The sequence below is a fragment of the Halobacteriovorax sp. JY17 genome, from assembly GCF_002753895.1.
In the GTDB taxonomy this organism is placed as follows: Bacteria; Bdellovibrionota; Bacteriovoracia; order Bacteriovoracales; family Bacteriovoracaceae; genus Halobacteriovorax.
This window is the reverse complement of sequence record NZ_NJER01000001.1, coordinates 355,243-379,903: the sequence shown is the minus strand read 5'-3', so window position 1 is coordinate 379,903 and position 24,661 is coordinate 355,243. Positions and strand designations below refer to the sequence as shown.

The window sequence follows — 24,661 nt, the reverse complement described above, 5'->3', positions numbered from 1 at the left end:
ATAAATCAGGCTGCCTTTCTATCTGAATTCAATTTAGGCCTAGGCAGCTTGATGATAAATTCTGTTGTGACACTATTATCAAGATAGAATTCTCCACCGTGCTTTTTAATAATAGAGCTTGAAATACTTAATCCAAGCCCAGTTCCGTGAGACCCTTCTTTCGTCGTAAAAAATGGATCGAATATCTTCTCTTTAACTTCATCTGTTATTCCTAGCCCACTATCGGCAACACAGATATAGACGAAATCATCATCTTGCTTTGTTTCAATTTTAATCCAGCTATGAATTAATTCACTATCTTGAAGTTCATCAAAAGCATTATTTAAGAGATTAAGTAGAACTTGAGATATCTCAACTGGTCTTGCCATTATATAGACATCTTCTTCTTCATCACAAATTTGGTGGAGATCAATTCCACTAGACTTAAACCGCTCTTTACAAAAACTTAGAGTATCTTCAATAATTTCCTCAACAGGAGACAGAACTAAAGAATTGTCTCCACTATTCTTTGAGAAAACCTTGAGACCTTGGATCATCTGATTAATTCTCTTTGAAGTACTATAGATTTTATCTGCATACCTTTCGACTTTCTCTTCGCTAAACTCTCCTCTTTCAACAAGACTCATAAGTCTTTCAGAAAAACCTTGAATGATTGCAAGAGGATTATTAATTTCATGGGCAAGACCTGCGGCCATTTCACCAAGACTTGCCATTTTAGCATTATGAGAAGACTTCACTCTTTCAAGCTCTAGCTCATTTAAGGCCCTATTTCTATCCCTTACATTTCTCCTATAGGAAAAATAAACCTTCAACCAAACAATTGTGATAAGAACGAATGTGATTGCAGAAAAGAGAATTTCTAATTGAATGATACGAACTTGCTCTTTTAAAAATAGATCTCTTTGCTCACTTAATTTTTCAGCAATCCCCTGAATAGAGTTTAAGAAATGAGTTTGCTCTAATTTATACTCATCACTAGTGATCAGATCAAGTGCTTCAACTTTCTTCTTCTCTTTAGCGAGTGCTAGAATTCTATCTTCAAGTTCATAGAGGGCATCTCGGTTAAAATCTTTATTAAACTTTGAAGATACACCTGAACTCTTTAATGTGTGTAAGTAACTTTTAAAGTTAAAATCAAGAGAATCTTTATCAATTTGATACTCTTCATAACCCCTTTCGCTATATTCATAAATTAAGTTCTTAGTTCTGCTTGTAAGAGAGTCACCAATTCTAATATTGATAGCATTCATTTCTAATAAAGGAAGATGTGTCTTATGAATGGCCTCAAATTGAGATGAGAGCTGCATAGTGAGCGAAAGAATCCCTACTAAGTAAACCATACTTATAAGTATTGCAAAGCTGATTAATTTCTTTGGTAACAACTCACGTTGATTCATTTTTTCTCCGAAATAACCTACTTAGACTATCGGACAAAAGACCCATATTATTTAGAATAATTGTGAATCATTGGCTAAATCACTGAATTTAGAATACGAAGTCTGCAGCAATCTCATAGATATGCACATCTTTAGTTCCTGGATTACTTGAAAAGAATGTAACCCCATCAGCTGATATAATCTTATCTTGAACTTTTAGAACTAGATTTGAGCTTACATGGTAATTGGCCCCAATTGTTTTAGACTTCTGTCTCCCACTATAAAATGAAATAGATGATTCAACTTTAGTAAGTTGTGAGTAGGTAAAATTCACAAGAAGTTTCTTATTCAAGAAGTAATAACCTCCAAGAATATAGTAAGCTTGATTTTCTTTTAAGACATTTGAAGATGTCTTCCAATTGGTAAACTCTGACATCAGTAACGTATTCTTGAACTCACTCTTAGCTCCGATAGAAATAAAGTGAGTCCTTCCAAGATTTAAATCACTTCTAGTATTCGTCACAATTGAAGTTCCTGGGGTCGTACTTGCCGAAAGCACATCGGTAAAGACTTTGGCCGCAAAAGTTCCCTGCAAGTAAGATGCTCTAAAAGAGAGAAAGTCATAGGTTAACGATAGGCTTGTTCCAATAGCATTATTGAGCTCTCCTCTTATTGAAGAGGCCCCGTCAGTATTCATATTACCGGCTCCTCCGTAGAGATCAAATTCAGAAGAAACATCACCATTTTCCATTCTATAAGTGAAGCTTAAACCATTTAACTCTTCAATAGGTAGACTTGCATAAACTTCATCAGGAGGTCTAATCCATGGAATTAATGCTCCTACTTCGTAGTACTCCGATATCATCCACAGAGGCATTCGTACTCGTCCCATTCGCAAAGAAAGTTCCGAAGTAGGCTTCCAACTCATTTGAAAAAGATCAACTTGTGGGTTTAGTTCTCCGTCACTATTAGGCTTTGCAAGGAGTTGAAAAGTAAAATCCCAGTGATCATCAAAGCTCTTATTAAGAGTAATTCCCGCCCTACTTCCTGAAACAAAATCATTCTTATTCTTCACTCTTCCAGCATAGGCCACATATTCTTTATCACTAGTACTTCTTGAAAAAGAAAAAGTTCCAAAGCCATTTACATTAATTTTATTAAAATCAAATTGAGCTGTAGCACTCACGGAAAAAAGTATTGAGAGAAGAGTAAGTAGAGATTTCATAAATTCCTAATAAATTTGTATACTAAATAATATTAACTGCTATCATTAATTAATACAAATAATAAAAATTGGAATCAACTGCTAATGACTTTCAAAGTGCTTCTAACATTTCTCATACTTTTTACCTGTCACGCTATTCCAGCTAAAGACTACCTTGTCGTTAGTAACAAGAATAAAGATATCCAGAACATCGACAAGGAATTGGTTAAAGATATTTACCTTGGTAGCAAGTTATTTTGGAAAAATGGTTCTCGAATTCAACCAGTGCATCTCCCAATTGACGATAAAGGCTTTGATACATTTTTAAGTAATGTGGTAGAAATGGACACAAACCAATTTCTTGCTTACTGGAGAAGAAAGCTCTTCTCGGGAAGGGCCCATCCTCCAAAGCAAATCTCAAGGGTTCAAGATATATTGAAATTTGTAGAAGAGAATCCTGACTCTATTGCTGTACTTCCAAAGAAGCCAAAAATTGACGACAGCTCCCTCATTATTATTGAACTAGACTAGCCTCGCTCATTAACGCGCAACTATATTTAAAATTCCTCCTCTTTTAAGCGGTATTCATTGACGGAATGCTCTCTCAGACTTAATCTTGTATTTTAAAAATTTTATATATTACATATTTGTAATAAACTAAAGTTTACAGGAACTTAAGAATGGAAATCCAAGAAATTGTAGAAGAATCTCTCTTAAATGAACTCCCTATATTTGAGGATTTTTTAAATAAGATTGGATTCAAGAGAATTGAAGGCTCTGTCTACGGTCTGTTAGTTCTGTCACCAAAGTCTCTGACAAGCGTTGAAATAGAAAATACATTAGGGCTCTCTCAACCAGCAGTTTCAAATGCTCTAAAAGTCCTTACACACTACGGTGCAGTTATCTCAAGAGATGTAAAAAGAGAAGATATAGAAAGAAGAGTAAAAGTTCACACAGTAAGAGAAGATAGTCTCTCTATTGTCTCAAGTGTTTTTAGAAAGAGAGAGCAAGAAACCATTCAAGAGTTTAAACAAATGGCCATTCGGCTAGAGAAAATCTCTAAGAATATTTCGAGTGAAAATGATCCTCGAACAAAGAGACTCAAATCGATAATCTCAACATGTGAGATTGCTGAAAGCGTTATTAGCTTTGTAGTTGAGCTTACTAAGAGCAAGCTCCCAGAAGAGTATCCTCAAGTCATTAAACAATTACCAAGAACTCTCCAACTACTAACTAGTGGAGTTGTTCCAATGGCGAATTTAACAGATCAAGTAAAGAAGAGTTTAACAAATAAATTAAAAGGTGGTCTTGAGAGACTGTCGGGAGAAGTGACAAAATGAAGCATAGAATTGTCATAACAGGAATTGGACTTACGGCCCCTAATGGAAATAACTTAACTGAGTACCGAGAAGCCCTTCTAGATGGAAGGTCTGGTATCACTCATATAGAAGTTAGGCATATGGGAATCAAGGCCGCAGGTCTCTGTAACTTCGATGAGGCTAAATATCAATCGAGAAAGACCAGAAAGCGTGGAACCAGAGTAGGGGCCATTTCAATTTACTGTGCTAACGAGGCCATTGCTAATTCAAAGCTCGATTGGGAAAATATTGATAAAGACCGTGTTGGAGTCTATCTAGGAATCACAGAGCACGGAAACGTGGAAACTGAAAATGAGATCCACGACCTCTATCAAAATGATTTGAAGACTGAGTTCTGGTCACACCATCACAATCCAAGAACGGTTGCCAATAACCCAGCAGGCGAAGTGACGCTCAATCTAAATATCACGGGACCCCATTACACAATTGGAGCTGCATGCGCGGCAGGAAATCTTGGAATTATTCAGGCCTGTCAAATGCTTCAACTTGAAGAAGTTGATATCGCACTAGCTGGTGGTGTTAGCGAGTCGCCGCAAACTTTTGGAATCTTCGCCGCCTTCGCCGCTCAGGGCGCATTAGGTGAACATGAAGACCCTACTCTCGCAACAAGACCATTAGACGTTGATAGAAACGGAATTGTCATCTCTGAAGGCGGAGCTATTTACACTCTAGAGCGTTTAGATGATGCCAAGAAGAGAAATGCTGAAATTATTGCAGAAGTTGTAGGTTTTCATTCTAATAGTGATGCTAGTGACTTTGTTCTTCCTAATACTGAAAGACAAATTCAATGTATGAATAAGGCCATTGAAAAAGCCGGTCTTAAAGTAGAAGAAATTGATATCGTGAGCCTTCACGCGACAGGAACGAAGATGGGGGATATTCAAGAGTGTGAAGCCGTTAGCCAAGTCTTTGGTTATAGCGACAATACTTATATCAATTGCACTAAGGGATTCATCGGTCACGCCATGGGCGCAGCAGGAGCACTAGAGCTTGCTGGAAATATTCCAAGTTTCACTGATGGTTACATTCACCCTTGTAAGAAAATTGAAAATATCGATCCAAAGTGCGATTTAAAAAATCTTGTCAACGGAGAGAAAATTCAAAAAGAAGTTAATTACATTCTAAATAATTCATTTGGAATGCTTGGAATAAATTCATCATTAATAGTTAAGAAATATACCCATTAGGAGGACCACAATGGAAAGAGAACAAGTAAGAGAACACGTATTAGATATTATTGCAGACGTTGCCCTTGATGATGATGTGACATCAATTGATGATGCCGTAGCACTTAGAGATCAACTAGACCTAGATTCAATGGACTTCTTAGATATCGTAATGGAACTTAAGAAGAGACATAAGATCGAAGTTCCTCAAGAAGACTATCCACAACTAGCTAGCATGAATAGCTGTGTGGAATACCTTACACCAAAATTTGTAGCACTAGCATAAGGTTTCAAGGCCACTTTAATAAGTGGCCTTACTTAAGGAAGAAATGGAAAAGTACGACGTTATTATTATTGGTGCAGGAATGAGTGGAATGGCAGCTGCTATACGTCTTGCCATGTACGATAAGAAAGTTCTCTTGCTAGAAAAGCACATCATTACTGGTGGACTCAATAGTTACTATAAGAGAGCAAAACGCGACTTTGATGTTGGTCTTCACGCCTTAACTAATTATATGGAAAAAGGCGAAAAGAGAAAACCTCTCTCAAAACTTTTAAAGCAATTAAGAATTCCCTACGATGATTTAAAATTATCACCTCAGAGACACTCTAAGATCATTTTCCCTGAGAAGTCTCTAACTTTCACTAATGACTTAAATGACTTCACTCAAGAAATTTCAGAATACTTTCCTGACCAAGTTGATGGGTTTAATAAATTAGTAAATTACATTAATAATTTTAGTGAGACTGCTCTTGATAATGAGCACATTCTAGCTAAAGAAGTTGTGCGACAATATATAACAAACGAAGAACTTTTAGAAATGATCTTCTGTCCCCTTCTGATTTATGGGTCGGCATGGGAAAATGATATGGACTTCTCTCAATTTGCCATCATGTTTAAAAGTATTTACATGGAAGGTTTTTCAAGACCGGAAGGTGGCGTTAGAACAATAATAAACATTCTACTTAAGAAACTAGAAGACCTAGGACAAGTTATTCGTTTTAAAAGCGAAGTAGAAAGTATTGAAACAAATAATGGTAAAGTCGTCGGAGTGAAACTCAAGAATGGAGACTTTCTACAAACAGAGAAAGTCATCTCTAGCATGGGTTATCCAGAAACACTGAGTGTTGTAAGTGGTGTAACTCCAAAAACACAACCCGCCATCGGAAAAATGACTTTCTGTGAAAGTATTCTTGTTCTCGACAAGAAACCCAAAGACCTTGGTTTTGATAGCACTATTGTCTTCTATAATAATAGACCGAAGTATCTCTATAGAGAGCCTACAGAACTCTATGACCCAAGTTCTGCAGTCATTTGCTTTCCAAATAATTTCACTCATGACGACTTTGAAGAAGGCTGGGTTCGCATTACAAATATGGCGAATTTTAAGCTTTGGAATGAATTAGAGCGCCCCGAATATAAAGCGCAAAAAGAATTAGTTTTTAATGATGCCTGTCAACTAACAAAGAAGCTTATGCCTTCTTGGAACGGTGAAGTCCTCTTTAAGGATATCTTTTCTCCAACAACTATTAAGAAATATACTGGACACTTTGGTGGAACCGTCTACGGATCAACTGACAAGAGTCGAGATGGTTCAACAGAAATTTATGGGCTCTATCTCTGCGGTACTGATCAAGGATTTCTTGGAATCGTTGGATCAATGCTATCTGGTATATCAATGGCAAATCTCTACGGATTAATGGATTAAATTATGAAATATCAAAATGTTGCTCTACACAGCTTTGACTACCTTGAGCCTGAAGAATTTCTCACATCAGAAGATATAGAAGAAAAGCTCTCACCTCTCTATCAGAGATTAAATCTTCCAGCAGGAAGACTTGAACTCATGACAGGAATTCAATCAAGAGGAATTTGGCCAAATGGAACTAGACCAAGTGATCTCTCTACTAGATCGGCAAAGAAATTATTAGCAAAGTCTGGAATCGATAAGTCCGACATAGGACTGCTCATTCACGCGAGTGTTTGTAGAGACTTTCTAGAGCCATCAACCGCATCTGTAGTTCATCACAATCTTGAATTAAATGAAGATGCAATGATTTATGATTTATCAAATGCCTGTCTTGGTGTTGTCAATGCAATGGCCATGGCCGCCAATATGATTGAGTTAGGGCAAATTAAATACGCCCTTATCGTATCAGGGGAAAATGGAGGACCACTTCTAAGTCAAACTCTTGATTATCTAAATGGTGACTTAACCCTAACCAGAAAATCTATTAAGAAATATATTGCAAACCTTACAATAGGCTCCGCCTCTGTCGCCTACCTACTCTCACACAAAGACCTTGCGCCCACAGCTCCAAGAATTATTGGAGGTGCAGTCTGCACAGACTCTAGTGCGAATATTCTCTGTCAGGGCGATGGTGATACAACATCCCTAATGATGGAGACAGATTCAGAAGAGTTGTTAAAACACGGACTAGAGCTAGCGAAGAAGAATTGGAATAAGACAAAGGAAGTTCTTAATTGGAAGAACTCTGATGTAGATTGGGTAATTGGTCATCAAGTTGGGACGGCCCACGAGAGACTAACCATGGAGGCCATGGAATTAAGTGAACATAAGACCTATACAACTTATGAGACTCTTGGAAATACAGGCTCTGCGGCCCTACCAATAACTCTTGCAAAATTAGTAGAAACAAATAAATTAAAAAAGGGCGAAAAAGTGGCCCTATTAGGCATCGGTAGTGGACTTACGTCTATCATGCTAGGAGTAGAATGGTGAGAGCGATAACAATACCTACATCTTTAAGAGAAGAATATCCATTCACTCCAAAGAAAATTAAATTAAAGTCGGGACATACTCTCTCTTATGTTGACGAGGGAACAGGACCAGTTGTGATAATGGCCCACGGAAACCCGACTTGGTCTTTCTATTATAGAGATGTCATCAAGAGTCTTCAGGGGAATTTTAGAGTCATAGTTCCTGATCATATTGGATGTGGACTTTCGGATAAGCCCCAAGACTATGACTATACTTTAAAAAATCATATTGATAATTTAGAAGAATTAATTGAATCTCTAAAAATAGAAGATTTCAACCTCATTGTTCACGACTGGGGCGGGGCCATTGGAATGGGACTCGCCACAAGAAGACCTGATAGCTTAAAGAAAGCGGTCATTCTAAATACTGCCGCCTTCACCTCAAAACTTATTCCAAAGACAATTGGAATTTGTAAGAATCCTATCTTTGGAGAATGGCTCGTTAGAAAGTTTAATGCCTTTGCGTGGCCAGCGACTTTTATGGCGACAAATATTGGTCTAAGTAAGACCGCAAAAGAAGGCTACCTTCTTCCTTATAATAATTATGAAAATAGAATAGCCACAGCAAGATTTGTAAAAGATATTCCAATGAATGATTCTCACCCGTCGTGGAATACTTTAAAAGAAATTGAAAATAAACTCTCCGCTCTTGAATGTCCAAAGCTCATTCTATGGGGAGAAAAAGACTTCTGTTTCAATATGAATTTCTATAATCGCTGGGTAGATATTTTCCCAAAAGCATCGAAGAAGGTTTTTAAAGATGCTGGTCACTATGTCCTTGAGGACGCAAAGGAAGAGATTAATAAAGATATTTTTAAATTCCTAAGTGAGTAAGTATGAATATTGCAGATCTATTAATAAAGAGAGCACAGGAACATCCCTCAAAGATTGCGATAAAAGTTCCTCTTGGCAGAAATTCTTATGGGAATTATAACTACGAGAGTAGAACTTTCAAAGAACTCCTAGATACAACGAGATCTATTGCAAATGGACTTACAGCAAAGGGATTAAAGAGTGGAGACAAGGCCGTTGTTTTTATAAGACCCGGGCTAGACTTTCCCGCTGTGACCTTCGCCCTCTTCTCGCTTGGAATTGTCCCCGTGTTCATTGACCCAGGAATGGGAAAAGAGAATTTACTAAGAGCAATAAAACAGGTCAGACCTAAAGCGCTTATTGCCGTTCCAATCGTTCATTTTCTAAGACTCTTTAAAAGAGATGCATTTAAAACTGTCGAACACTTTATCACAACAGGATCTCTTACATGGGGGTCAATGAAGTCGTTAAAAAGTCTTAAGAAACTTCCTCCAAGTGAAGTCCATACAACAATTGATGAAAATGACTTGGCGGCCATACTCTTCACTTCCGGCGGAACAGGAGTTCCTAAAGGAGTAGAATATACTCATAGAATTTTCTCAAAACAAACAGAGCTACTGCAGGAGATATTCTCTCTGAGTTCAAAAGATACTGATGTACCAGGCTTCCCTCTCTTCGCTCTCTTTACGATCGCCATGGGAATGACGAGCTGTATTCCAGATATGGACCCATCTAAACCAGGTCAGGCCTCTCCTGAAAAACTCGTTCAGGGAATCCTTGATAATGAAGCGACTTTTGTGGCCGGCTCCCCTGCGATTTGGGATAAAGTAGCCGTCTACTGTGTACAACGAAATATCCAACTACCTAGTGTGAAGTATCTCGTCATGTTTGGGGCTCCTGTTAGTAAGAAAATTCATCAAGATTTCTCTAAGGTTCTCCCCAATGGAACGACTTACACTCCTTATGGAGCGACAGAATCTCTACCTGTCGCAAATATTTCAGGAAAGTATCTCTTAGAAAATACTGTTGATAAGTCATCTAGAGGATTAGGGACCTGTGTCGGTAAACCTGCTCCCTCTATGGAAATAAAAATTATCTCCATCACTGATGATGTGATCCAAACAACAAGTGAGATGACAACTCTTCCTTGTGGCGAAATTGGAGAAATCATAGTCAAAGGAGAAACAGTAACTAAGCGCTACTTTGAAATGCCCATAAAAACAGCTGAAGCAAAGATTTATGACGGAGATGAGTTCTGGCATAGAATTGGAGACCTAGGCTATATTGATAATGAAGGCTACTTATGGTTTTGTGGAAGAAAGACTCATAGAGTTCAAACACAAGACGCTTTAATGAGTACTATTCCCTGCGAAGCAATTTTCAATGAACATAGTGAAGTTGAAAAATCAGCTCTTGTTGGAGTTTACAAAGGACAAGCTTTCCAAACTCCGGAACTTGTTGTTCAACTTAAAAACCCGGCCAAGAAAACAAAAGAAATGAAAGATGATCTACTACAAATGGCGAGTCTTCACGAACACACAAAGAATATAAAGACGGTTTGGTTTCATAATGAATTCCCCGTTGATGTCCGTCATAATATAAAAATCGATCGACTAAAACTTAGAGACTTAGCAGAAGAAGGAAAACTAGAGTGAATATCTTAGTGACAGGAGCTGGAGGTTTTCTAGGCTTCTATATTGCCAGAGACTTAAAAGAGCTTGGTCATAGAGTCTATAACTTCTCTAGAAGTCACCATAGAGACCTAGATCAATTAGAAATTACCACACGAATAGGTAATTTAAATAATCCTAAAAGTATTGAAAATGCACTAGAAGATATAGATGCGGTCTTTCATGTTGCAGGAAAAGTGGCGATGTGGGGGAAGTGGGATGACTTCTACCAGACAAATACCATTGGAACGAAGAACTTAGTTGAGGCCTGCAAGAAGAAAGGTATTAAGAAACTTATTTACACTTCTACGCCAAGTGTTGTTTTTGGAGAAGGTGATCTCCTTGGCCAAGATGAAACTTTAAACTATCCTAAAAAATATCTTAGCCTTTATGCAAAATCTAAAATGCTCGCGGAAAAATATGTTCTAGATCAAAACTCTGAGAGCTTTCTAACCTGCTCTCTAAGACCTCACTTAATTTTTGGACCAAGAGATAAGAATATAATCCCGCGTCTAATTGAGGCCTCCAAGAAGAATAAACTTAAAATAGTTGGTGACGGCGAAAATCTAGTGGATATTATCTACGTCGAAAATGCTGCCAAAGCACATATTCAGGCCTTTGAGAAATTAACAGTTAACTCAAAAGTTGCAGGCTCCTCTTACTTCATTGCTCAAGAGAGACCTGTAAAACTTTGGGATTTCATAAATCAAATTCTCCAAATCAATGGCCAGTCTCCTATTACGAAGAAAATCCCTACAAATACGGCCTATCGAATTGGGGCCATCATTGAATTCTTTTTAAAACTTTTTAGGGTTTGGAATATTCATCCACCGATGACGAGATTTGTAGCACTCCAACTAGGAAAGAGTCACTACTTCTCTCATAAGAAGGCCCAGGCGGACTTTAACTACTCTCCAAGCATTTCAATTGAAGAGGCCATAGAGAAGATTAGGCCTTAAGTTCAGGCAACTTTCGGATAATTTTGGTAAACCCTGGCCCTTTAAACTTTTCTTTGCAGATTGGAAGATAGTCTTCTAGAGTCCATTCAGGATTATCAATTATATAATCTACCAAATCATGAGCAATAATAAAAAGTGCAGCGAGAGGTATAAATCTAGTCGTTTGAATTTTTAAAGGAAAGCCTTTTTGATCAGGAAGCTCATGATGTTGAAGTATTATTTTCTCAGCATCCACAGGATAATCATCTGTATCTAAAACCATGTCAGCAATAATCTGAGGATGATTGAGGTACATTTTTTGTTCATTTTCAGATAGCGTCTCTTTAATTTCTTCGAAGGCCTCTAGATTTTCAATTCTTGCCACATGAGGCATATCGACCATTGTTATATCATGCATGTAACTCACATAAATCAGTTTCTCTAATGTTGATTCATGATTCCACTCCATCACATCAGCAATGGCGCAAGTAATTTTACAGAGAAGATTAATATGAATTTTTATATATTGATCTGGATTACGATCAACGCTTAGTTTATTAAAGAGCTTCTTTAAATTACTAGAATTTGACATGACCTTAACGGCTTTACTTATTTTTTTATCTATATCTTTTTTAAAATCATCGCTTAATTTGAAAGCTCCATCTACACTTTCTTGAATTTTCTTTTCCTTCTTAGCCTCTTTCTCATTCTTTATTTCGGCAAGAAGTTCAGCAAAGCTTTGCTCTTTAGGGGCATTTTCTTTCTCTTCTTCAACTTCGGCTTCCTCTATTTTTTCAAGCTCAACCTTTTCACCTTTTTCAAGGGCCTCCAAGACTTTCTTAAAATTCAAATTCATTTGCTTTAAAATCCAATGAGCTGTCTTCTTTTTTAAAAAGAGTTTTGTAACTCCCTTTCTTTCGTACTTTGAAACATCTGCATCTTCAATATTATCACTTTCGCGGTAAATCTTCAGATGCCTTCCACTGCTAAGTTTTATATAAACATCACATTTAAGACCTTCAAACGAAACAAGAATTGAGAAATCTATTGGACAGTAATTAGCATGAGTGACGAGAGGATTCTCCATGAAGTATTTCTTCAGTGAAATATCAATTTCTTTTAAACAATTATCTCGGTGAAAGACTTCTGGCCCACGCCCCTTAAAAGTATTGATATATTCGTAACTTCCTACAACGAAGTATGGAATATTTAACCTCTTATCACAAAATGAAGTAAATATATCCTCGCTCTCTCCTATAGGAATTGATCCATCACATACAATCAGTGAGTATTGATTCTTAGACTCAATTGAGTCAATGAACTCCTCTTTAGAGGATAATAGCTCAACTTCAAAGTTAAAGTTACTCTGAAGACCAAAAGTGACAAGGTCTGAAAAGGTAGACTTCTTACTAATTAAAATGATTTTTGAACTCAGCGCCATTAACTTCCCTATAAAGAACTCTTTTCGGGAAATATAATACGAATATTAGAGTAGAAACTTCAATTTAATCTAAAGATGCAGGGCTTCTTAGATTGTTTTCTCTACGAAAGTTATCAACTACTCCTAGGCCATCAAAGCGTCCTTCGTTGAAGTAGCTAATAAATGACTGTCCCTCAGAAGTATGGGCCTGAAAATTTCCATAGTAGAAAACATTGTCGTAACCGAAGAAAGAAAGGATTTGAGTCTTATTCTTATGTTCTAGATAAATAGTCTGAATTATATCTTTTAATCTCCAAAGTGGTACTTCTGCAATATTTTGAGGAACATTCCTTTTTGAATATTCCTCCATACACTTACGTCTCTTGCGGCTTCTTTTAAACCAACTATATTTCTTGGTTCTACTATCACAGTATGTATATATTCCTGCACTAAAGTCATTATAGGCCCATTCTGCATAAAACTTCTTAGAAGATGAATTCATTTTATGGAGGCAATTATTAAATAGGTTTCTAAACCATTTAAATATACCTTTACTCTTTCCACCACACATTGCTTCATAACGAGACTTCATCTCGGCCTGGCTAAAACCGAGTAAGTGATAGAGACCATCTCTATTTATTTTATATTCACCGTTAATTTTTACTGGACCAATAAGTTGATCTCTCTCAAAGAGTTTAATAGCAAGAGGGTCGACACCAGAGTAATTGTTCAAGGTTTCAAGGGCAGTTTTCTTATGTCCCCTCTTCGTGACTCCACGAGTATTTGCTGTAAAGAAATAATGAGAAAAACCAATGGAGACAGTTTCCTCTTCTTTCATGTTAATATCTTTCTTAGCATCAATTAGGTTCTCGTCAGCCGAATACTCGACGATAACCTTCTTCGAATCACTACTATCTTTATTAATAATTGAATCTAGTTTTAAAAGAGATTTAACAAGAACAGCAACAAGCCTTGAAAAAATATTTTGCTTATACTTAATCTTTTCATAGTAGTGCTTAAAGAATCTATGAACGACTCCATCTTTTACAATTTCAATTTGCTGTGTACTCGCTTCTTTTTGCCCACCCCAAAAGAGTAAACTATACTTTGATTCTTTCTGTTCAGTTTTTCTTTGTTCAAGAGAGACCACATTATTTCTAAGAGCATAGAGATCTGACTTCTGCCCTTTTAGAATCCTCTCAACTTGTTGAGAGTAGTATGAGTCTTTCTTTAATTTTTCAAAATCCTGATCATAGAAAGTGAGGTATGTCTTTTGAGCATCCTCTAATTTATAATTGAAATCGTACTTTAAGAGAGTCATCTGTAGGAGTTTTAAAAACTCAACACTAATGCTTGCCGAAACTCCAACACTTGCAGATTTTACTTTCTCCATTGTGATTCTTAGTTTTTCATTCTCACTAGACTTCTCTTGTTCATGCACTGATTGAATATCAACTCTCGATAAGCTTTCATAACTAGCAAGTACGCCAGCGCTCCCAAAGATTGGCCCATAGATAGGTGCTCCGGCAATCGCCCCCGCCTTCAAGGATAGAGAGTCTTCTTTTTGTAAGAACTCATACTCTCCTAGATTGAGGTAATCTTTATTCATAAATTTAGTAAAGGCCAAAAATAACTTATCAAAGTGAAGAGTTAAACCTTCCATATAGCTATTCGCAAAGTGTACGGATCTAAAAGTTCTTCTAAAACTTACTCCTGCAAAAGCGCCATACTGCTTTTCAGAGAAATCAACTACTCCTTGATCTTTAAGATTTGAGAGTAACTTCGAAGCATTAATATCAATGGTAAATTCATCTGAGACAATCCACTTATCATCGCTAAAGAGATCGGGAGCAACAGTACGACCAGCTATAATAGAGAAATCTAAGAAGTCTTTGGTATACTTAATCCCAATATTATTGAGACCTCCAAAGACTGTTGTATTTTGATTATGTAGAACATTGGCGGCCTGCCTCTGTCCAATGCTGTCATAAGTTGTACCCAATTCATTTAGAATACTGCGATAGAGAGCATTATCGTTGGCAAGTTCATAATTAGCACTCTTTAGTCCCACTGAGACATCACCGTAGAGAGAATGAAGTTTTTGTTCGTCGACAATTTCAAAGTGATCAAACTTCTCTGCCGCTAAGACCTTAGTCGAAAGATATAAAATGACACTGATAAGAATGTACTGCACTAATTTCATCTCAACTACCTTACTAAAGAATTCGTGGAGACTGATGATTAGTGATTAAACGTGCAGTATAATAATCAGCAATTTTGGAATTCTAACATAGACTATTCGGACACCTCAATTGTTGACTTAAACAATATGATTCTTATAATTGAAAATTCCCACATTTTAACCTATTTAGCGTCTTCTCTGTTATTATTAAAATAGTAAAATCAATAGGTTGCCTGATAGACCACTGCTATCGCGAGTTAGATATAATTGATTTTAACTATACTGCCAATTCTTGTAATCTATTAATAGAAACAAACGCAAACTATAGGAGGCGTAAAATGAGTTTTGAAAACAGAGAGGGACAAAAAGTTCCAAATACAGCACTCAAAATCATAAATGAAAATGGATTAGTGAATGTAGATTCAGAAAAATTATTCAGCAATAGAAAAGTTGTCCTCTTTTCTCTACCAGGGGCCTTTACCCCAACTTGCTCGTCTACTCACCTTCCAAGATATAATCAACTTGCAAAGACATTTGCAAAAGAAGGCGTTGACGAAATTATTTGCCTTTCAGTAAATGATGCCTTTGTGATGAAGTCTTGGGGCGAAAGCCAAGAAGCTGACAAAGTGACTCTACTCGCCGATGGTAACGGAGAATTTACAGAAAAGATGGGTCTTTTAGTAGATAAGACTGATTTAGGATTTGGTAAGAGGTCATGGAGATACTCAATGCTAGTAAATAATGGTGTCATTGAGAAGATGTTCATTGAACCAGAAAAGCCAGGAGATCCCTTTGAAGTAAGTGATGCAGATACAATGCTCAATTATATTAATAAAAATGCTGAACTTCCAAAGGCAATCACAGTAATCTCAAAGCCAGGTTGTCCTTTTTGTAAGAAAGCAAAAGAGCTGCTTGCTAGTAAAGAGCTAGATTTTGAAGAAGTTGTTCTTGGAAGAGATGCTACGAGTGTTTCTCTTGCAGCACTAACAGGAGCGGGAACAGTTCCTCAAATTTTCATCGATGGAAAGAGAATTGGTGGAAGTGATGATTTAGAAAAATATTTTAAATAAGAATTCTCTCGCCCTCTAAAAGAGGGCGAGCTTTTATAAGTTATTGGCTACGATACTCACCACATCATTATCAAAGTGATTACAGCTCATTCCTGCATCGACCTTAATCCCTGTCGCATTAATACCACTAGAGAGCTCACTTAAGAGAAATGCTATCGTATTGGCCACCTCAAGTGTTTTTAAATTCTCTCTTCTAAGAGTGAGCTTTTCAGCAAAGAGATAATTGTTGATATAACCAGGGATTCCCGCAGATGCTGAAGTCTTCAAAGGCCCAGCGCAAACAGCGTTACAGCGAACTCTAGAATCTAAACTTAATGATTTTGCAAGATAGGCCACTGTTGCATCAAGAGTTGCCTTAATCGGCCCCATATAGCCGTAGCTAGTCGCTCTCGTATCAGAAATAGAAATTGTTACAATAGAAGCGTTATTATCAAAAGAAGTCTTTAGAGCATTAGATAGACTCACAAGTGAAAAAGAAGAAATATTTGTGGCCTGAAGATAGTCCTCAAGTTTTGTTTCATGGAAAGGTTTAATCCCCTCAGAATAATTTGCAAAAGCAATAGAGTGTAAGAAGCCATGAATTTTCACACCTAGCTCTTCAATTTTCTTTCCAAACTCTAAAATAGCCGCAGCGTTTTCAACATCAAGAATAAGGATTTGAGACTCAGGAAAGAGTTTCTTCACTTTTTCTTTATGCTCTTCTGACTGTACAGTTAAAATGAGCTTCGCTCCCTCATCACTAAGAATCTTAGCACTAAAGTAGGCAACACTCTTCTTATTGGCCACTCCAGAAATAACATATGTCTTATCTTTAAAACCAAAATTCATCACTATTCCTCTATTAAAGCGCAGCTAAACTCAATGGCCATTACAACTTTGCCATTAACACTTGAGCGACCTTTCATGTAATAGGCATTTGACACTTGATCAATAAGAGTTACTTCCATTATTAATTCATCACCTGGTTTCACAAAGTTCTTAAACTTAGCGTTTGAAACTTTAGTTACAACCCCGAGACCTTTACCAGACATTGTTGCCATGAGAAGTGCTCCCGACTGAAAGGAGGCTTCTTGTAATAAAACTCCCGGCATAATGGGATTTCCAGGAAAGTGACCTTTAAAGAAATCTTCCTCTCCCGTTAGAGTTAAAGAAGTTTTTATAGTTCCTTCTCCCCTTTCCATAACTTTATCAACAAAGAGAAATGGGGGTTTCTGTGGCAATAACTCTAAGACTTCATTTGAAAATTTTAACATTAGAGGCCACCTGTAATTTCAAGAGAAGTTCCAGTGATATAACCAGCATATTCACTACTTAGAAAGAGTACAGCATTTGCAACTTCTTCAACTTTTCCAAATCTCTTAAGAGGAACTTGTTTCTTGTACTCTTTCACTTGATCGGCAGGAAGATCAGCAATTAATTCTGTCTCAATAAATCCAGGGCAGATATTATTAATCGTAATTCCTTTCTTTCCCACTTCTTTAGAGAGTGATTTAGAAAGAGCTACCTGGCCCGCCTTTGAAGCTGCGTAGTTTGCCTGACCAGATAAACCGAGAGATCCTCCAACAGAGCTCATATTTATAATTCTACCAAAACGGTTTTTCATCATCAAAGGAACTGCAGCCTTGGTCATTAGAAATGTTCCCTTAAGATTTACATCCATGACGCTATCCCAGTCTTCCGATGGCATAAGAGCGAGAACATTGTCTTTTCTAATTCCAGAATTATTTACGAGAATATCAACCCTTTCATACTCTGAATCAATATAGTGATAGAATTCTTGAACTTGATCTTCTTTAGAGACATCAAACTTTCTAAGATCAATTCTCTTGGCCATCTCTCCTAGAGATTCTTTAAACTCATTAGCAGCCTGATCATTAGATGTATAAGTAGCAATAACACTGGCACCGTGTTCAAGGAAAGTAGTAGTAACTCCTTTACCAATCCCTCTTGTTCCACCTGTTACAATTACAACTTTATTTTCAAAATTAAAATTCATCATTTTAGTCACCTATTTAGAAAGATATGTTTCAACTTCATGGGACTGAATAACCCCATAATTGGCGGCCCCAAGCCACCCCGACATTATAATACCAACAGAGCCAGAGTGAAATAGCCCTGCAATCTGCTTATGCATTTCCATACTTACTGGAAGCCCCTCAAATTTTGTTCCAAAGCTCGCACCTTTATTATGATGAGTATACTTCTCAACAGTAAGAGGTGTTGAGCAATCAATATAGTCAATTTTCTCTCTGACTCCAGGAATGATCTTCTCTAAAGTCAGTAGAGCTCTCTCGATTGTAAAATTCTTCTTCTCTAAGTATTCTTCTTTTGAGAGATCAACCCAGTCCTCATAGCGAGCGTTGCTAGAAGAGACAACAGCATATCGCCCGTCTCTCTCTTCTCTCATTTCAGGATAGTAAACAGAGAAGGTCTGACTACCAACTTTTGGAGAGAGAATGAGATTTGTATTAAAAGTATCATCATCTGAATAAAAAACAAGTTCTCCAATATCTGGGATACTCTCACCTTTTCTTATTCCCATAAAGACTTGGCAGCTAGAAGTATTGAGTCTCACCTTCTTTGCTTTCTCAATGAAGTCTTCATCGAAGTTTTCCGCTCCTGCGAGTTTAAAAACTGTGCTTAGAAGATTCGAATTAGATAGAACCGATTTCGCCCTAACGACTTGTCCACCTAATTTAACTCCTTCGACTTTTCTATTTTCAACAATGATTTCATCAACCTTAGAATGAAGTTTAATATCCACTCCATTTGCAATCAGTTCATCTTTCATCATCGAGATAAGCTTATCTGTTCCGCCTTGAAATATGTAAACTCCCTTACTCATAAAATTAGAGAAGACAATCCCGTAAGTAATGGCAGGATCTTCAAGAGTCGATCCATTGGCATAGACAATTGGCTCCATTAAAAAGCGGTGAACATCATTTCTTCCTGGAAAGAAATTTTCAAAAAGCTCTCCATTATTCATACCACTATCATCGTAGAAGTTCATTGCCGCTAAGTGATCAAAGAATCCAATAACTTTTTCTCTTTCTAGATGAAACTTCTCTGTTAGAACTTCAATGTAGTGCTCTTTCGTGAAGTCTGTTTCAATATTAAATTGTGGATTAGAAAATTTAACGCTCTTAACTTGAACAATTCTCTCTGCAATTTCTTTAGACCAATACTTTCTACAAGTTTTAATCATGCCAACTGGGAAACCATGGAGGGAGACATCAAAGATATGATCTCCCGTTTGACGCTTAAACCATGTGGCGAATCCGCCTAGTTTATTGTGAGACTCTAGTAGAAGAACACTTCTTCCATTTCGCGCAAGCTTATTAGCCGCAGTCATTCCTGCAAGGCCTGAGCCCACAACAATAACGTCATAATCTTTAGTGATTTGATCTTTCTTTTTAAGTAACATTTGTGACCCTATCCATTACTATTACAAGGCCACAACACTACCAAAATTAGTACATAAAAACCATGACCACAAAGAGTTTTATGGTCTTTTAACACTCTGCTCCCTTACATTTTTAAGGGGTAATTTTCAAAACGGCAGTTCCAAGGGCCGTCTCTAAGTACTTCGTAAATATTCTTGCCTGAAGAACGATTTCATTACTCTTATTAATAGTAATACTTCCCCCAAATGCAGGACCATTTGAAGCGTGAATAACAGCAGTAGACTGATCACTAAAAACAAGATTTCCCTCTGTTAGAACTTCTCTTACAACAAAACCATCAAAGAAGAAGATTGCTCTCTTTTGCTGAGCATTCATTGCTCGAAAAGCAATATTGCCATCTTCATTAATGGAAGGAGCGAAGTACTCAAGAGTTGAAATCCCTCCCTCACCTTCTGTTGCAATAATTTCGACTTTATCCCCAAGCTGTCTTACTAAAACTCTCTTACCATTTGTTAGCTTCGCTACGAAGGCCACATACTTAGAAGAGAAGTGAGTTCCAAGAGAGTTATTAAATTCTGAGAAGATAGAATTACTATCAAAGTCTACATCAGAATTAATTCTCGAAAAGCGTCCACTACTCTTATAGATTCTGATCGTGTCAGGTTGAGAGTCAGCTAGGCTACTTCCCTCTCTCACTTTTAAAGCAATTTGATTACCATTATAGAAGGCCGCTCCAAATAAGTAGGCGATGTCTTCTTCCTTATTGCTAGCAATAGTACTCATTTTTCCATTTCTAAGTGTAGCTACTGTTTTTTCTCCAGATTTAAAAGTAAGCCCAAAGAGAATTGTTCCAGAATTATTCAGTAGAGGATCGCGAAGAGAGACATACTCACCACCGTTAGAGTCAAGAATTTTCTCTAACTTATTATCTTTAAAATCATAGAAGTAGAGTCCAACTAGCTCAAGTTCATTATAGACAGAAAAAACCATATCCCCTTTTTCATTAATAGAAGGGTCACTCACATAATTTCCAACAGCCGCAATATGAAGAGTCTCACCTTTTGGATAGTGATCATTTCTAAGCCAAAGTCCCATATGAACTTCCTCTTCAACAATCGTAACAAAGCTAAAGGCAATCGAATTCTTACCATTATTTTTAATTGTCGAATTAGAAATATAACTAGTATCAGGTAAGTTATATGAACCGTAGCTATTCGCTCTTGCAACCAATTCAACTTCAACCCCGAAAATATTTAAAGAAAGAAGAGAGAGTAAGAGTACCTTAAAAAATTTCATTCATGCTCCAAATGGATATTTGTTTTCTTTAAAATATAAGACCTCATACTAAAGAAGTATGAGTACATACAAGGAATTAAAAATAATGTAACAACTGTCGCCAAAAGAAGACCCCATCCAAGAGAGAGCATCATCTCGGCCAGCATTGAATCATAACCAGCAATACCGTAGGCGGTAGGAAGGACCCCCGCCACAGTAGTAAGAGTCGTTACAACAATTGGTCTAAGTCTTGTTGAAGAGACAATAGCAATTCTTGAAATAAAATTTTCATCTTCATAGGAGATATCATCTTCTAATTTTGAGATGAGGATAATAGCATCATTAACAACAACACCAATCATTCCAAGGGCCCCCACTGCCGCAAAGAATCCATAAACATACATTCCGTGGGCAAGGAGCGCGTAGATAACTCCTGCGAGACCAAAGGGAACAATGGCCATAATAAGAAGAGGTGCCCCTAGAGAGTTAAACATAATTACTAAAATAATATAGATAACACCAATCACCATAATAAGTGAAATAATGAAATCCCCTCCTGACTCTCTAGTGTCTTCAACTTCCCCAATAAATGTAATCACAGAGCTTGGATATTCTTTAATAATCTTTGGAAAGATTTCAGCTTCATACCTCTCAGCAACTTCAACAGGAGTAATTCTCACCCCGTCCTTAATATTTCCATAGACGATAGCAGTTCTCTTATAATCTTTTCTCTGAATATTTGCCGGCTTCATGAACTCTTCGATAGAGACAACTTTATCTAGAGTAATAAAGCCACCAGAGTTATTTTCAATCTTTAATTTTCTAAGGTTAACGAGATCAAATTTATTCTTAGCATCAACAGTAAGTCTTACTTCTACATCCTCATCTCCTTTACTAATTGTATAGAGAATCGCTCCTTCAACGAAGGACCTAAGAGAAGTTGTGATATGACTAGGAGATAAGTTAAATTGAACAAGCTTCTCTTGATTAATTTTAAAGTTATACTCCCTTCTAACAAGAGGCTTTTCAATCTCAATATCTTTAAGCGAAGTATCTTCATTCATATACTTTGCAATCAATTTTGTAATAGCATCTCTTTTCTTATCGTTATTTTCTTGAACTTGAATTTCTAAAGAGGAACCACTACTTCTCCCCCAACGAGACTTCAAGAAATCAACTTTTTGAAGTCCTTTGATCTCTCTGGCATTCTTATCCCATTTTGCAATAAAGTCGTTCAGTCCCATTTCTCGGTCGTCCTTACTGACAACCTCAACATTAATACTGGCCTGATTCTCAAGAACTCCAGATCCTCTTCGACTTTCTCCAATATTTGATTGAACCGCGACAACACCATTTTTCTTATCTAATAGGATCATATCCTCTAAGGGCTCGATAAGCTTGGCCATTTCAAAGCGGTTCGCCCCTTTAGGACCAAAGGCCTTAATATTAATTTCCTTCCCCTCTTCTCTTGGGAACATTACAAATTTCATTTTTGACTTAAATAGGTATCCAGAAACTGAGGCCAGGACTACAGCAACAAGAATGACTAAGAGCCTGAGCTTTAAAAGCTTCTCAAGTAAAACTGCGAACTTCTCTTCATACTTAAAGAACCAAGCAGAATTAAATCCCTTGATTTTAAATTTCGAAAAGAAGCCTTTTCTCTCTAATAAGTGAGAAGGAAGTATCGTTGTAGACTCAATTAAAGAGGCCACAAGCATAGAGATCACAACAAAGGGAATATATTCAACAAATTTCCCAAAAAATCCTTCAAAAAAGAGCAGTGGAACAAATGCCACGCAAGTTGTTAAAATACTTCCAAAAACTGGTGAGAGAATTTCACGGGTTCCACCGACTGCGGCCTCCATTGGAGACTCTCCCAGATATCTCTTTCTCGAAATATTTTCGGCCACCACAATGGCATCATCAACTACAATTCCCATAACAATAATAACTGCAGCAAGAGTCATATTATTAATTGTATAACCAACTATAGTCATACTTATTATTGTAAAGGCGAGAGTAAAAGGAATTCCCATCCCTACCCAAAGTCCAGATTTAAAATCTAAGAAGACAAAGAGGACAATAAAGATAAGGGCGAAACCAATTAATCCATTTGAAGCAACAATAGAGAGCCTATTCTTAACATCATAAGACTCATCATCCATTAAAATAACACGAAGCCCACTCTTAGAATGAGTCTTTCTAAACTCATCTACAAATTTTACGACATTCTTCTGGGCAGTTAAAATATCTGTAGAGAATTTCTTCTTAACATTGATAACAATTCCCTCGTGCCCTTGTAATTTTCTAATTGTTGTAGATTTTGCAAACTGAGCTTCAACGTCGGCAACCTCTCCAAGCTTAATTCCCTTTCCACCGTAATTTCCAAGAATATAGAGAGCATCCAAGCTCTCCTTATCTTCTAGTTCATGAATTGCTGTGACTTTTGATTGTTCTTTATCTTCCAGAGTCCCTAGAGGAACTCTTATATGATTGTTTTGAATAGTTGATACCAAGCGGTCGATAGAGAGGTCATAGCGATCAATTTTCGCAGGATCAATGAGAATGTGTAGTTCGGGTTCATCATAACCTTTCTTATCAATACCGCTTACATCGCCAAGAGTTTTAATTTGGTTTTCAAAGTTTAAAACCATACTTTGTAGTTTCTTTCTAGACTCGTAGTCTAGCGCTCTCGCTCCTTCAAGATAAAAACCCACATCTAAAATAGCTTTTTCAGTAGATTTAAATTGTCTAAAGTTTGGAGTTTTTACTTCTCTTGGAAGATTTGCTCTAAGTGCTGCATCTTTAATATCTTGAATCACTTCACTATAATTTGCAGCGTCTTCATCAATTACAATTCGAAATGAAGAAGAGCCCGTCGATGAAGTTGTTGTAATTTCCTCAATCCCAGAGACCTCTTTTAATTCATCCTCAATGGGCTTAGTCACAAAGAGCTCTACATCCTCTGCGGCGGCTCCTGGATAAGAAGCAGAAATTCTAATCCAATTACTTTCAAACTCAGGCATCTCCTCTTTACCAATCTTTTGCCAAGCAAAGATTGCCATCATAAAAACTCCAACGAAGAGAATATTTGAAACAAGGTGATTCTTTGTAAAGTAAGTTATGACTGATTTCATTTAAGCTTCTTTTATAATGTGAATATCTCTTTGCGGAAAAGGAATACTAATCTTCTCTTCTCTAAATCTCTTATCTATTGCTAGTCTTACATTGGAGAGAGTTTCTCTATTATCCCAAATATCATTTATCCATACGGCCAAACTAAATTGAAGAGCAGAGTCTCCAAAATTTTCAAAAAACACTTTAGGTGGCGGATCAATTAATATGCCTGCTGTTTCTCCGGCAACTTCTAAAAGCACTTTCTTTACATTAGCTGTATCACTACCGTAGGCAACACCTACATCGACAGTCATTCTCATCGTTTCACCAGTAAAACTCTGATTAATAACTTGCTCAGAGATAAACTGACTATTTGGAACTATGATCGCCACATCATCACGAGTATGAATGAGGGTAGACCTAGCACCTATTTCCACAACCCTACCTGAGATGTCTTTTACAGAGACAAAGTCCCCCACTTTCACCGGCCTTTCAAATAATATAATAAGGCCTGAAATAAAATTCTGTGTAATATTTTGAAGACCAAAACCTATCCCCACCATAAGAACAGCACCTAGAGCGGCCAATGAAGAGAGAGAAATACCCACAGTATCTAGAGTGATCATTAACCCCACAAATAAAACGATATATCTTGTGATTCTAACGATAGAGCCTCTAACTCCTGTGTCTAGGCCCTTATCTGCTAAGAACCTATCCATAAATTTCTCAGACATCTTTGCAAGAGTAGTCGTTAAGAAGAAAACACCAACTGCTAGGAGAATGGAGATAAGGGAGATTTTATTACCGCTTATTTCAAATAAGGGCATAGAGATATACTTAAAAGTTGTCTTTAACCACGTCATTT

Annotated in this window: 21 protein-coding genes; 10 read left to right on the top strand and 11 right to left on the bottom strand. The window is 37.0% G+C overall.

Annotated elements, in window-relative coordinates; translation table 11 throughout:
• Window positions 1-5 precede the first annotated feature (5 nt).
• Both CES88_RS01755 and CES88_RS01750 read right to left on the bottom strand, forming a co-directional pair.
• Window positions 6-1,397: an ATP-binding protein gene (locus CES88_RS01755; RefSeq protein ID WP_290730053.1), complete on the bottom strand. Its 1,392-nt coding sequence runs from the start codon at window positions 1,395-1,397 to the stop codon at window positions 6-8.
• A gap of 88 nt (window positions 1,398-1,485) precedes the next feature.
• Window positions 1,486-2,601, bottom strand: coding sequence for a hypothetical protein (locus CES88_RS01750; protein WP_290730051.1), 1,116 nt, complete (start codon window positions 2,599-2,601; stop codon window positions 1,486-1,488).
• Window positions 2,602-2,685: 84 nt separating this feature from the next.
• On the opposite strand from CES88_RS01750, the gene CES88_RS01745 reads away from it, so the two are divergent.
• From CES88_RS01745 to CES88_RS01705, 9 genes are all read left to right on the top strand, one after another.
• Window positions 2,686-3,111 carry a hypothetical protein gene (locus CES88_RS01745; RefSeq protein WP_290730049.1) on the top strand — a complete coding sequence of 142 codons (426 nt, stop codon included), beginning with the start codon at window positions 2,686-2,688 and terminating at the stop codon, window positions 3,109-3,111.
• Between the two features lie 149 nt (window positions 3,112-3,260).
• Window positions 3,261-3,920: a helix-turn-helix domain-containing protein gene (locus CES88_RS01740; protein WP_290730047.1), complete on the top strand. Its 660-nt coding sequence runs from the start codon at window positions 3,261-3,263 to the stop codon at window positions 3,918-3,920.
• Complete coding sequence (locus CES88_RS01735) at window positions 3,917-5,146, top strand: beta-ketoacyl-[acyl-carrier-protein] synthase family protein (RefSeq protein WP_290730045.1); 1,230 nt, start codon at window positions 3,917-3,919, stop codon at window positions 5,144-5,146. Before CES88_RS01740 ends, CES88_RS01735 begins: the two co-directional genes overlap by 4 nt.
• A gap of 10 nt (window positions 5,147-5,156) precedes the next feature.
• A complete protein-coding gene (locus tag CES88_RS01730) occupies window positions 5,157-5,411 on the top strand; it encodes an acyl carrier protein (RefSeq protein WP_290730044.1) in 255 nt (84 codons plus the stop codon).
• A 43-nt stretch (window positions 5,412-5,454) separates the two neighbouring features.
• Complete coding sequence (locus CES88_RS01725; RefSeq protein ID WP_290730042.1) at window positions 5,455-6,834, top strand: NAD(P)/FAD-dependent oxidoreductase; 1,380 nt, start codon at window positions 5,455-5,457, stop codon at window positions 6,832-6,834.
• Window positions 6,835-6,837: 3 nt separating this feature from the next.
• Window positions 6,838-7,869: a 3-oxoacyl-ACP synthase III gene (locus CES88_RS01720; RefSeq protein ID WP_290730040.1), complete on the top strand. Its 1,032-nt coding sequence runs from the start codon at window positions 6,838-6,840 to the stop codon at window positions 7,867-7,869.
• Entirely contained in the window at window positions 7,863-8,741 is an 879-nt protein-coding gene (locus tag CES88_RS01715) for an alpha/beta fold hydrolase (protein WP_290730038.1), read from the top strand. The genes CES88_RS01720 and CES88_RS01715 overlap by 7 nt, the downstream gene beginning before the upstream one ends.
• A 2-nt stretch (window positions 8,742-8,743) precedes the next feature.
• Complete coding sequence (locus CES88_RS01710) at window positions 8,744-10,375, top strand: fatty acid CoA ligase family protein (protein WP_290730037.1); 1,632 nt, start codon at window positions 8,744-8,746, stop codon at window positions 10,373-10,375.
• Window positions 10,372-11,349, top strand: coding sequence for an NAD-dependent epimerase/dehydratase family protein (locus tag CES88_RS01705; protein ID WP_290730036.1), 978 nt, complete (start codon window positions 10,372-10,374; stop codon window positions 11,347-11,349). The genes CES88_RS01710 and CES88_RS01705 overlap by 4 nt, the downstream gene beginning before the upstream one ends.
• Here CES88_RS01705 and CES88_RS01700 read toward each other — a convergent pair.
• Together CES88_RS01700 and CES88_RS01695 are read right to left on the bottom strand one after the other, a co-directional pair.
• The gene (locus CES88_RS01700) at window positions 11,339-12,769 is read right to left on the bottom strand and encodes a hypothetical protein (protein ID WP_290730034.1); all 1,431 of its coding nucleotides are present in this window, start codon (window positions 12,767-12,769) and stop codon (window positions 11,339-11,341) included. The two genes, CES88_RS01705 and CES88_RS01700, sit on opposite strands and share 11 nt — an antisense overlap.
• Window positions 12,770-12,833: 64 nt before the next feature.
• The gene (locus CES88_RS01695; RefSeq protein WP_290730032.1) at window positions 12,834-14,951 is read right to left on the bottom strand and encodes a hypothetical protein; all 2,118 of its coding nucleotides are present in this window, start codon (window positions 14,949-14,951) and stop codon (window positions 12,834-12,836) included.
• 317 nt (window positions 14,952-15,268) lie between these two features.
• On the opposite strand from CES88_RS01695, the gene CES88_RS01690 reads away from it, so the two are divergent.
• Window positions 15,269-16,000: a glutathione peroxidase gene (locus CES88_RS01690; protein ID WP_290730031.1), complete on the top strand. Its 732-nt coding sequence runs from the start codon at window positions 15,269-15,271 to the stop codon at window positions 15,998-16,000.
• A gap of 33 nt (window positions 16,001-16,033) precedes the next feature.
• Here CES88_RS01690 and CES88_RS01685 read toward each other — a convergent pair whose 3' ends face one another.
• The 7 genes from CES88_RS01685 to CES88_RS01655 form a co-directional block, all read right to left on the bottom strand.
• Window positions 16,034-16,828, bottom strand: coding sequence for an SDR family oxidoreductase (locus CES88_RS01685; protein WP_290730029.1), 795 nt, complete (start codon window positions 16,826-16,828; stop codon window positions 16,034-16,036).
• Window positions 16,829-16,830: 2 nt separating this feature from the next.
• On the bottom strand, window positions 16,831-17,253 hold the full coding sequence (locus tag CES88_RS01680; RefSeq protein WP_290730027.1) for a 3-hydroxyacyl-ACP dehydratase FabZ family protein: 423 nt from the start codon (window positions 17,251-17,253) through the stop codon (window positions 16,831-16,833).
• Window positions 17,253-17,999 (bottom strand): SDR family NAD(P)-dependent oxidoreductase, encoded by a 747-nt coding sequence (locus CES88_RS01675; RefSeq protein ID WP_290730025.1) that lies wholly within the window; start codon window positions 17,997-17,999, stop codon window positions 17,253-17,255. The genes CES88_RS01680 and CES88_RS01675 overlap by 1 nt, the downstream gene beginning before the upstream one ends.
• A gap of 9 nt (window positions 18,000-18,008) precedes the next feature.
• Window positions 18,009-19,424: an FAD-dependent oxidoreductase gene (locus CES88_RS01670; protein WP_290730023.1), complete on the bottom strand. Its 1,416-nt coding sequence runs from the start codon at window positions 19,422-19,424 to the stop codon at window positions 18,009-18,011.
• Window positions 19,425-19,536: 112 nt separating this feature from the next.
• Window positions 19,537-20,700 carry a hypothetical protein gene (locus CES88_RS01665; protein ID WP_290730021.1) on the bottom strand — a complete coding sequence of 388 codons (1,164 nt, stop codon included), beginning with the start codon at window positions 20,698-20,700 and terminating at the stop codon, window positions 19,537-19,539.
• Window positions 20,697-23,816 carry an efflux RND transporter permease subunit gene (locus tag CES88_RS01660; protein WP_290730019.1) on the bottom strand — a complete coding sequence of 1,040 codons (3,120 nt, stop codon included), beginning with the start codon at window positions 23,814-23,816 and terminating at the stop codon, window positions 20,697-20,699. Before CES88_RS01660 ends, CES88_RS01665 begins: the two co-directional genes overlap by 4 nt.
• On the bottom strand, window positions 23,817-24,659 hold the full coding sequence (locus tag CES88_RS01655; RefSeq protein WP_290730017.1) for a mechanosensitive ion channel domain-containing protein: 843 nt from the start codon (window positions 24,657-24,659) through the stop codon (window positions 23,817-23,819).
• Window positions 24,660-24,661: the final 2 nt, after the last annotated feature.

Coding starts and splice junctions, on each gene's coding strand:
- CES88_RS01695 (WP_290730032.1), bottom strand. CDS start 14,951: ATGAAATTAGTGCAGTACATTCTTATCAGTGTCATTTTATATCTTTCG.
- CES88_RS01665 (WP_290730021.1), bottom strand. CDS start 20,700: ATGAAATTTTTTAAGGTACTCTTACTCTCTCTTCTTTCTTTAAATATT.
- CES88_RS01710 (WP_290730037.1), top strand. CDS start 8,744: ATGAATATTGCAGATCTATTAATAAAGAGAGCACAGGAACATCCCTCA.
- CES88_RS01670 (WP_290730023.1), bottom strand. CDS start 19,424: ATGTTACTTAAAAAGAAAGATCAAATCACTAAAGATTATGACGTTATT.
- CES88_RS01680 (WP_290730027.1), bottom strand. CDS start 17,253: ATGTTAAAATTTTCAAATGAAGTCTTAGAGTTATTGCCACAGAAACCC.
- CES88_RS01745 (WP_290730049.1), top strand. CDS start 2,686: ATGACTTTCAAAGTGCTTCTAACATTTCTCATACTTTTTACCTGTCAC.
- CES88_RS01685 (WP_290730029.1), bottom strand. CDS start 16,828: ATGAATTTTGGTTTTAAAGATAAGACATATGTTATTTCTGGAGTGGCC.
- CES88_RS01750 (WP_290730051.1), bottom strand. CDS start 2,601: ATGAAATCTCTACTTACTCTTCTCTCAATACTTTTTTCCGTGAGTGCT.
- CES88_RS01755 (WP_290730053.1), bottom strand. CDS start 1,397: ATGAATCAACGTGAGTTGTTACCAAAGAAATTAATCAGCTTTGCAATA.
- CES88_RS01700 (WP_290730034.1), bottom strand. CDS start 12,769: ATGGCGCTGAGTTCAAAAATCATTTTAATTAGTAAGAAGTCTACCTTT.
- CES88_RS01720 (WP_290730040.1), top strand. CDS start 6,838: ATGAAATATCAAAATGTTGCTCTACACAGCTTTGACTACCTTGAGCCT.
- CES88_RS01655 (WP_290730017.1), bottom strand. CDS start 24,659: ATGACGTGGTTAAAGACAACTTTTAAGTATATCTCTATGCCCTTATTT.
- CES88_RS01730 (WP_290730044.1), top strand. CDS start 5,157: ATGGAAAGAGAACAAGTAAGAGAACACGTATTAGATATTATTGCAGAC.
- CES88_RS01725 (WP_290730042.1), top strand. CDS start 5,455: ATGGAAAAGTACGACGTTATTATTATTGGTGCAGGAATGAGTGGAATG.
- CES88_RS01740 (WP_290730047.1), top strand. CDS start 3,261: ATGGAAATCCAAGAAATTGTAGAAGAATCTCTCTTAAATGAACTCCCT.
- CES88_RS01735 (WP_290730045.1), top strand. CDS start 3,917: ATGAAGCATAGAATTGTCATAACAGGAATTGGACTTACGGCCCCTAAT.
- CES88_RS01660 (WP_290730019.1), bottom strand. CDS start 23,816: ATGAAATCAGTCATAACTTACTTTACAAAGAATCACCTTGTTTCAAAT.
- CES88_RS01715 (WP_290730038.1), top strand. CDS start 7,863: ATGGTGAGAGCGATAACAATACCTACATCTTTAAGAGAAGAATATCCA.
- CES88_RS01675 (WP_290730025.1), bottom strand. CDS start 17,999: ATGATGAATTTTAATTTTGAAAATAAAGTTGTAATTGTAACAGGTGGA.
- CES88_RS01690 (WP_290730031.1), top strand. CDS start 15,269: ATGAGTTTTGAAAACAGAGAGGGACAAAAAGTTCCAAATACAGCACTC.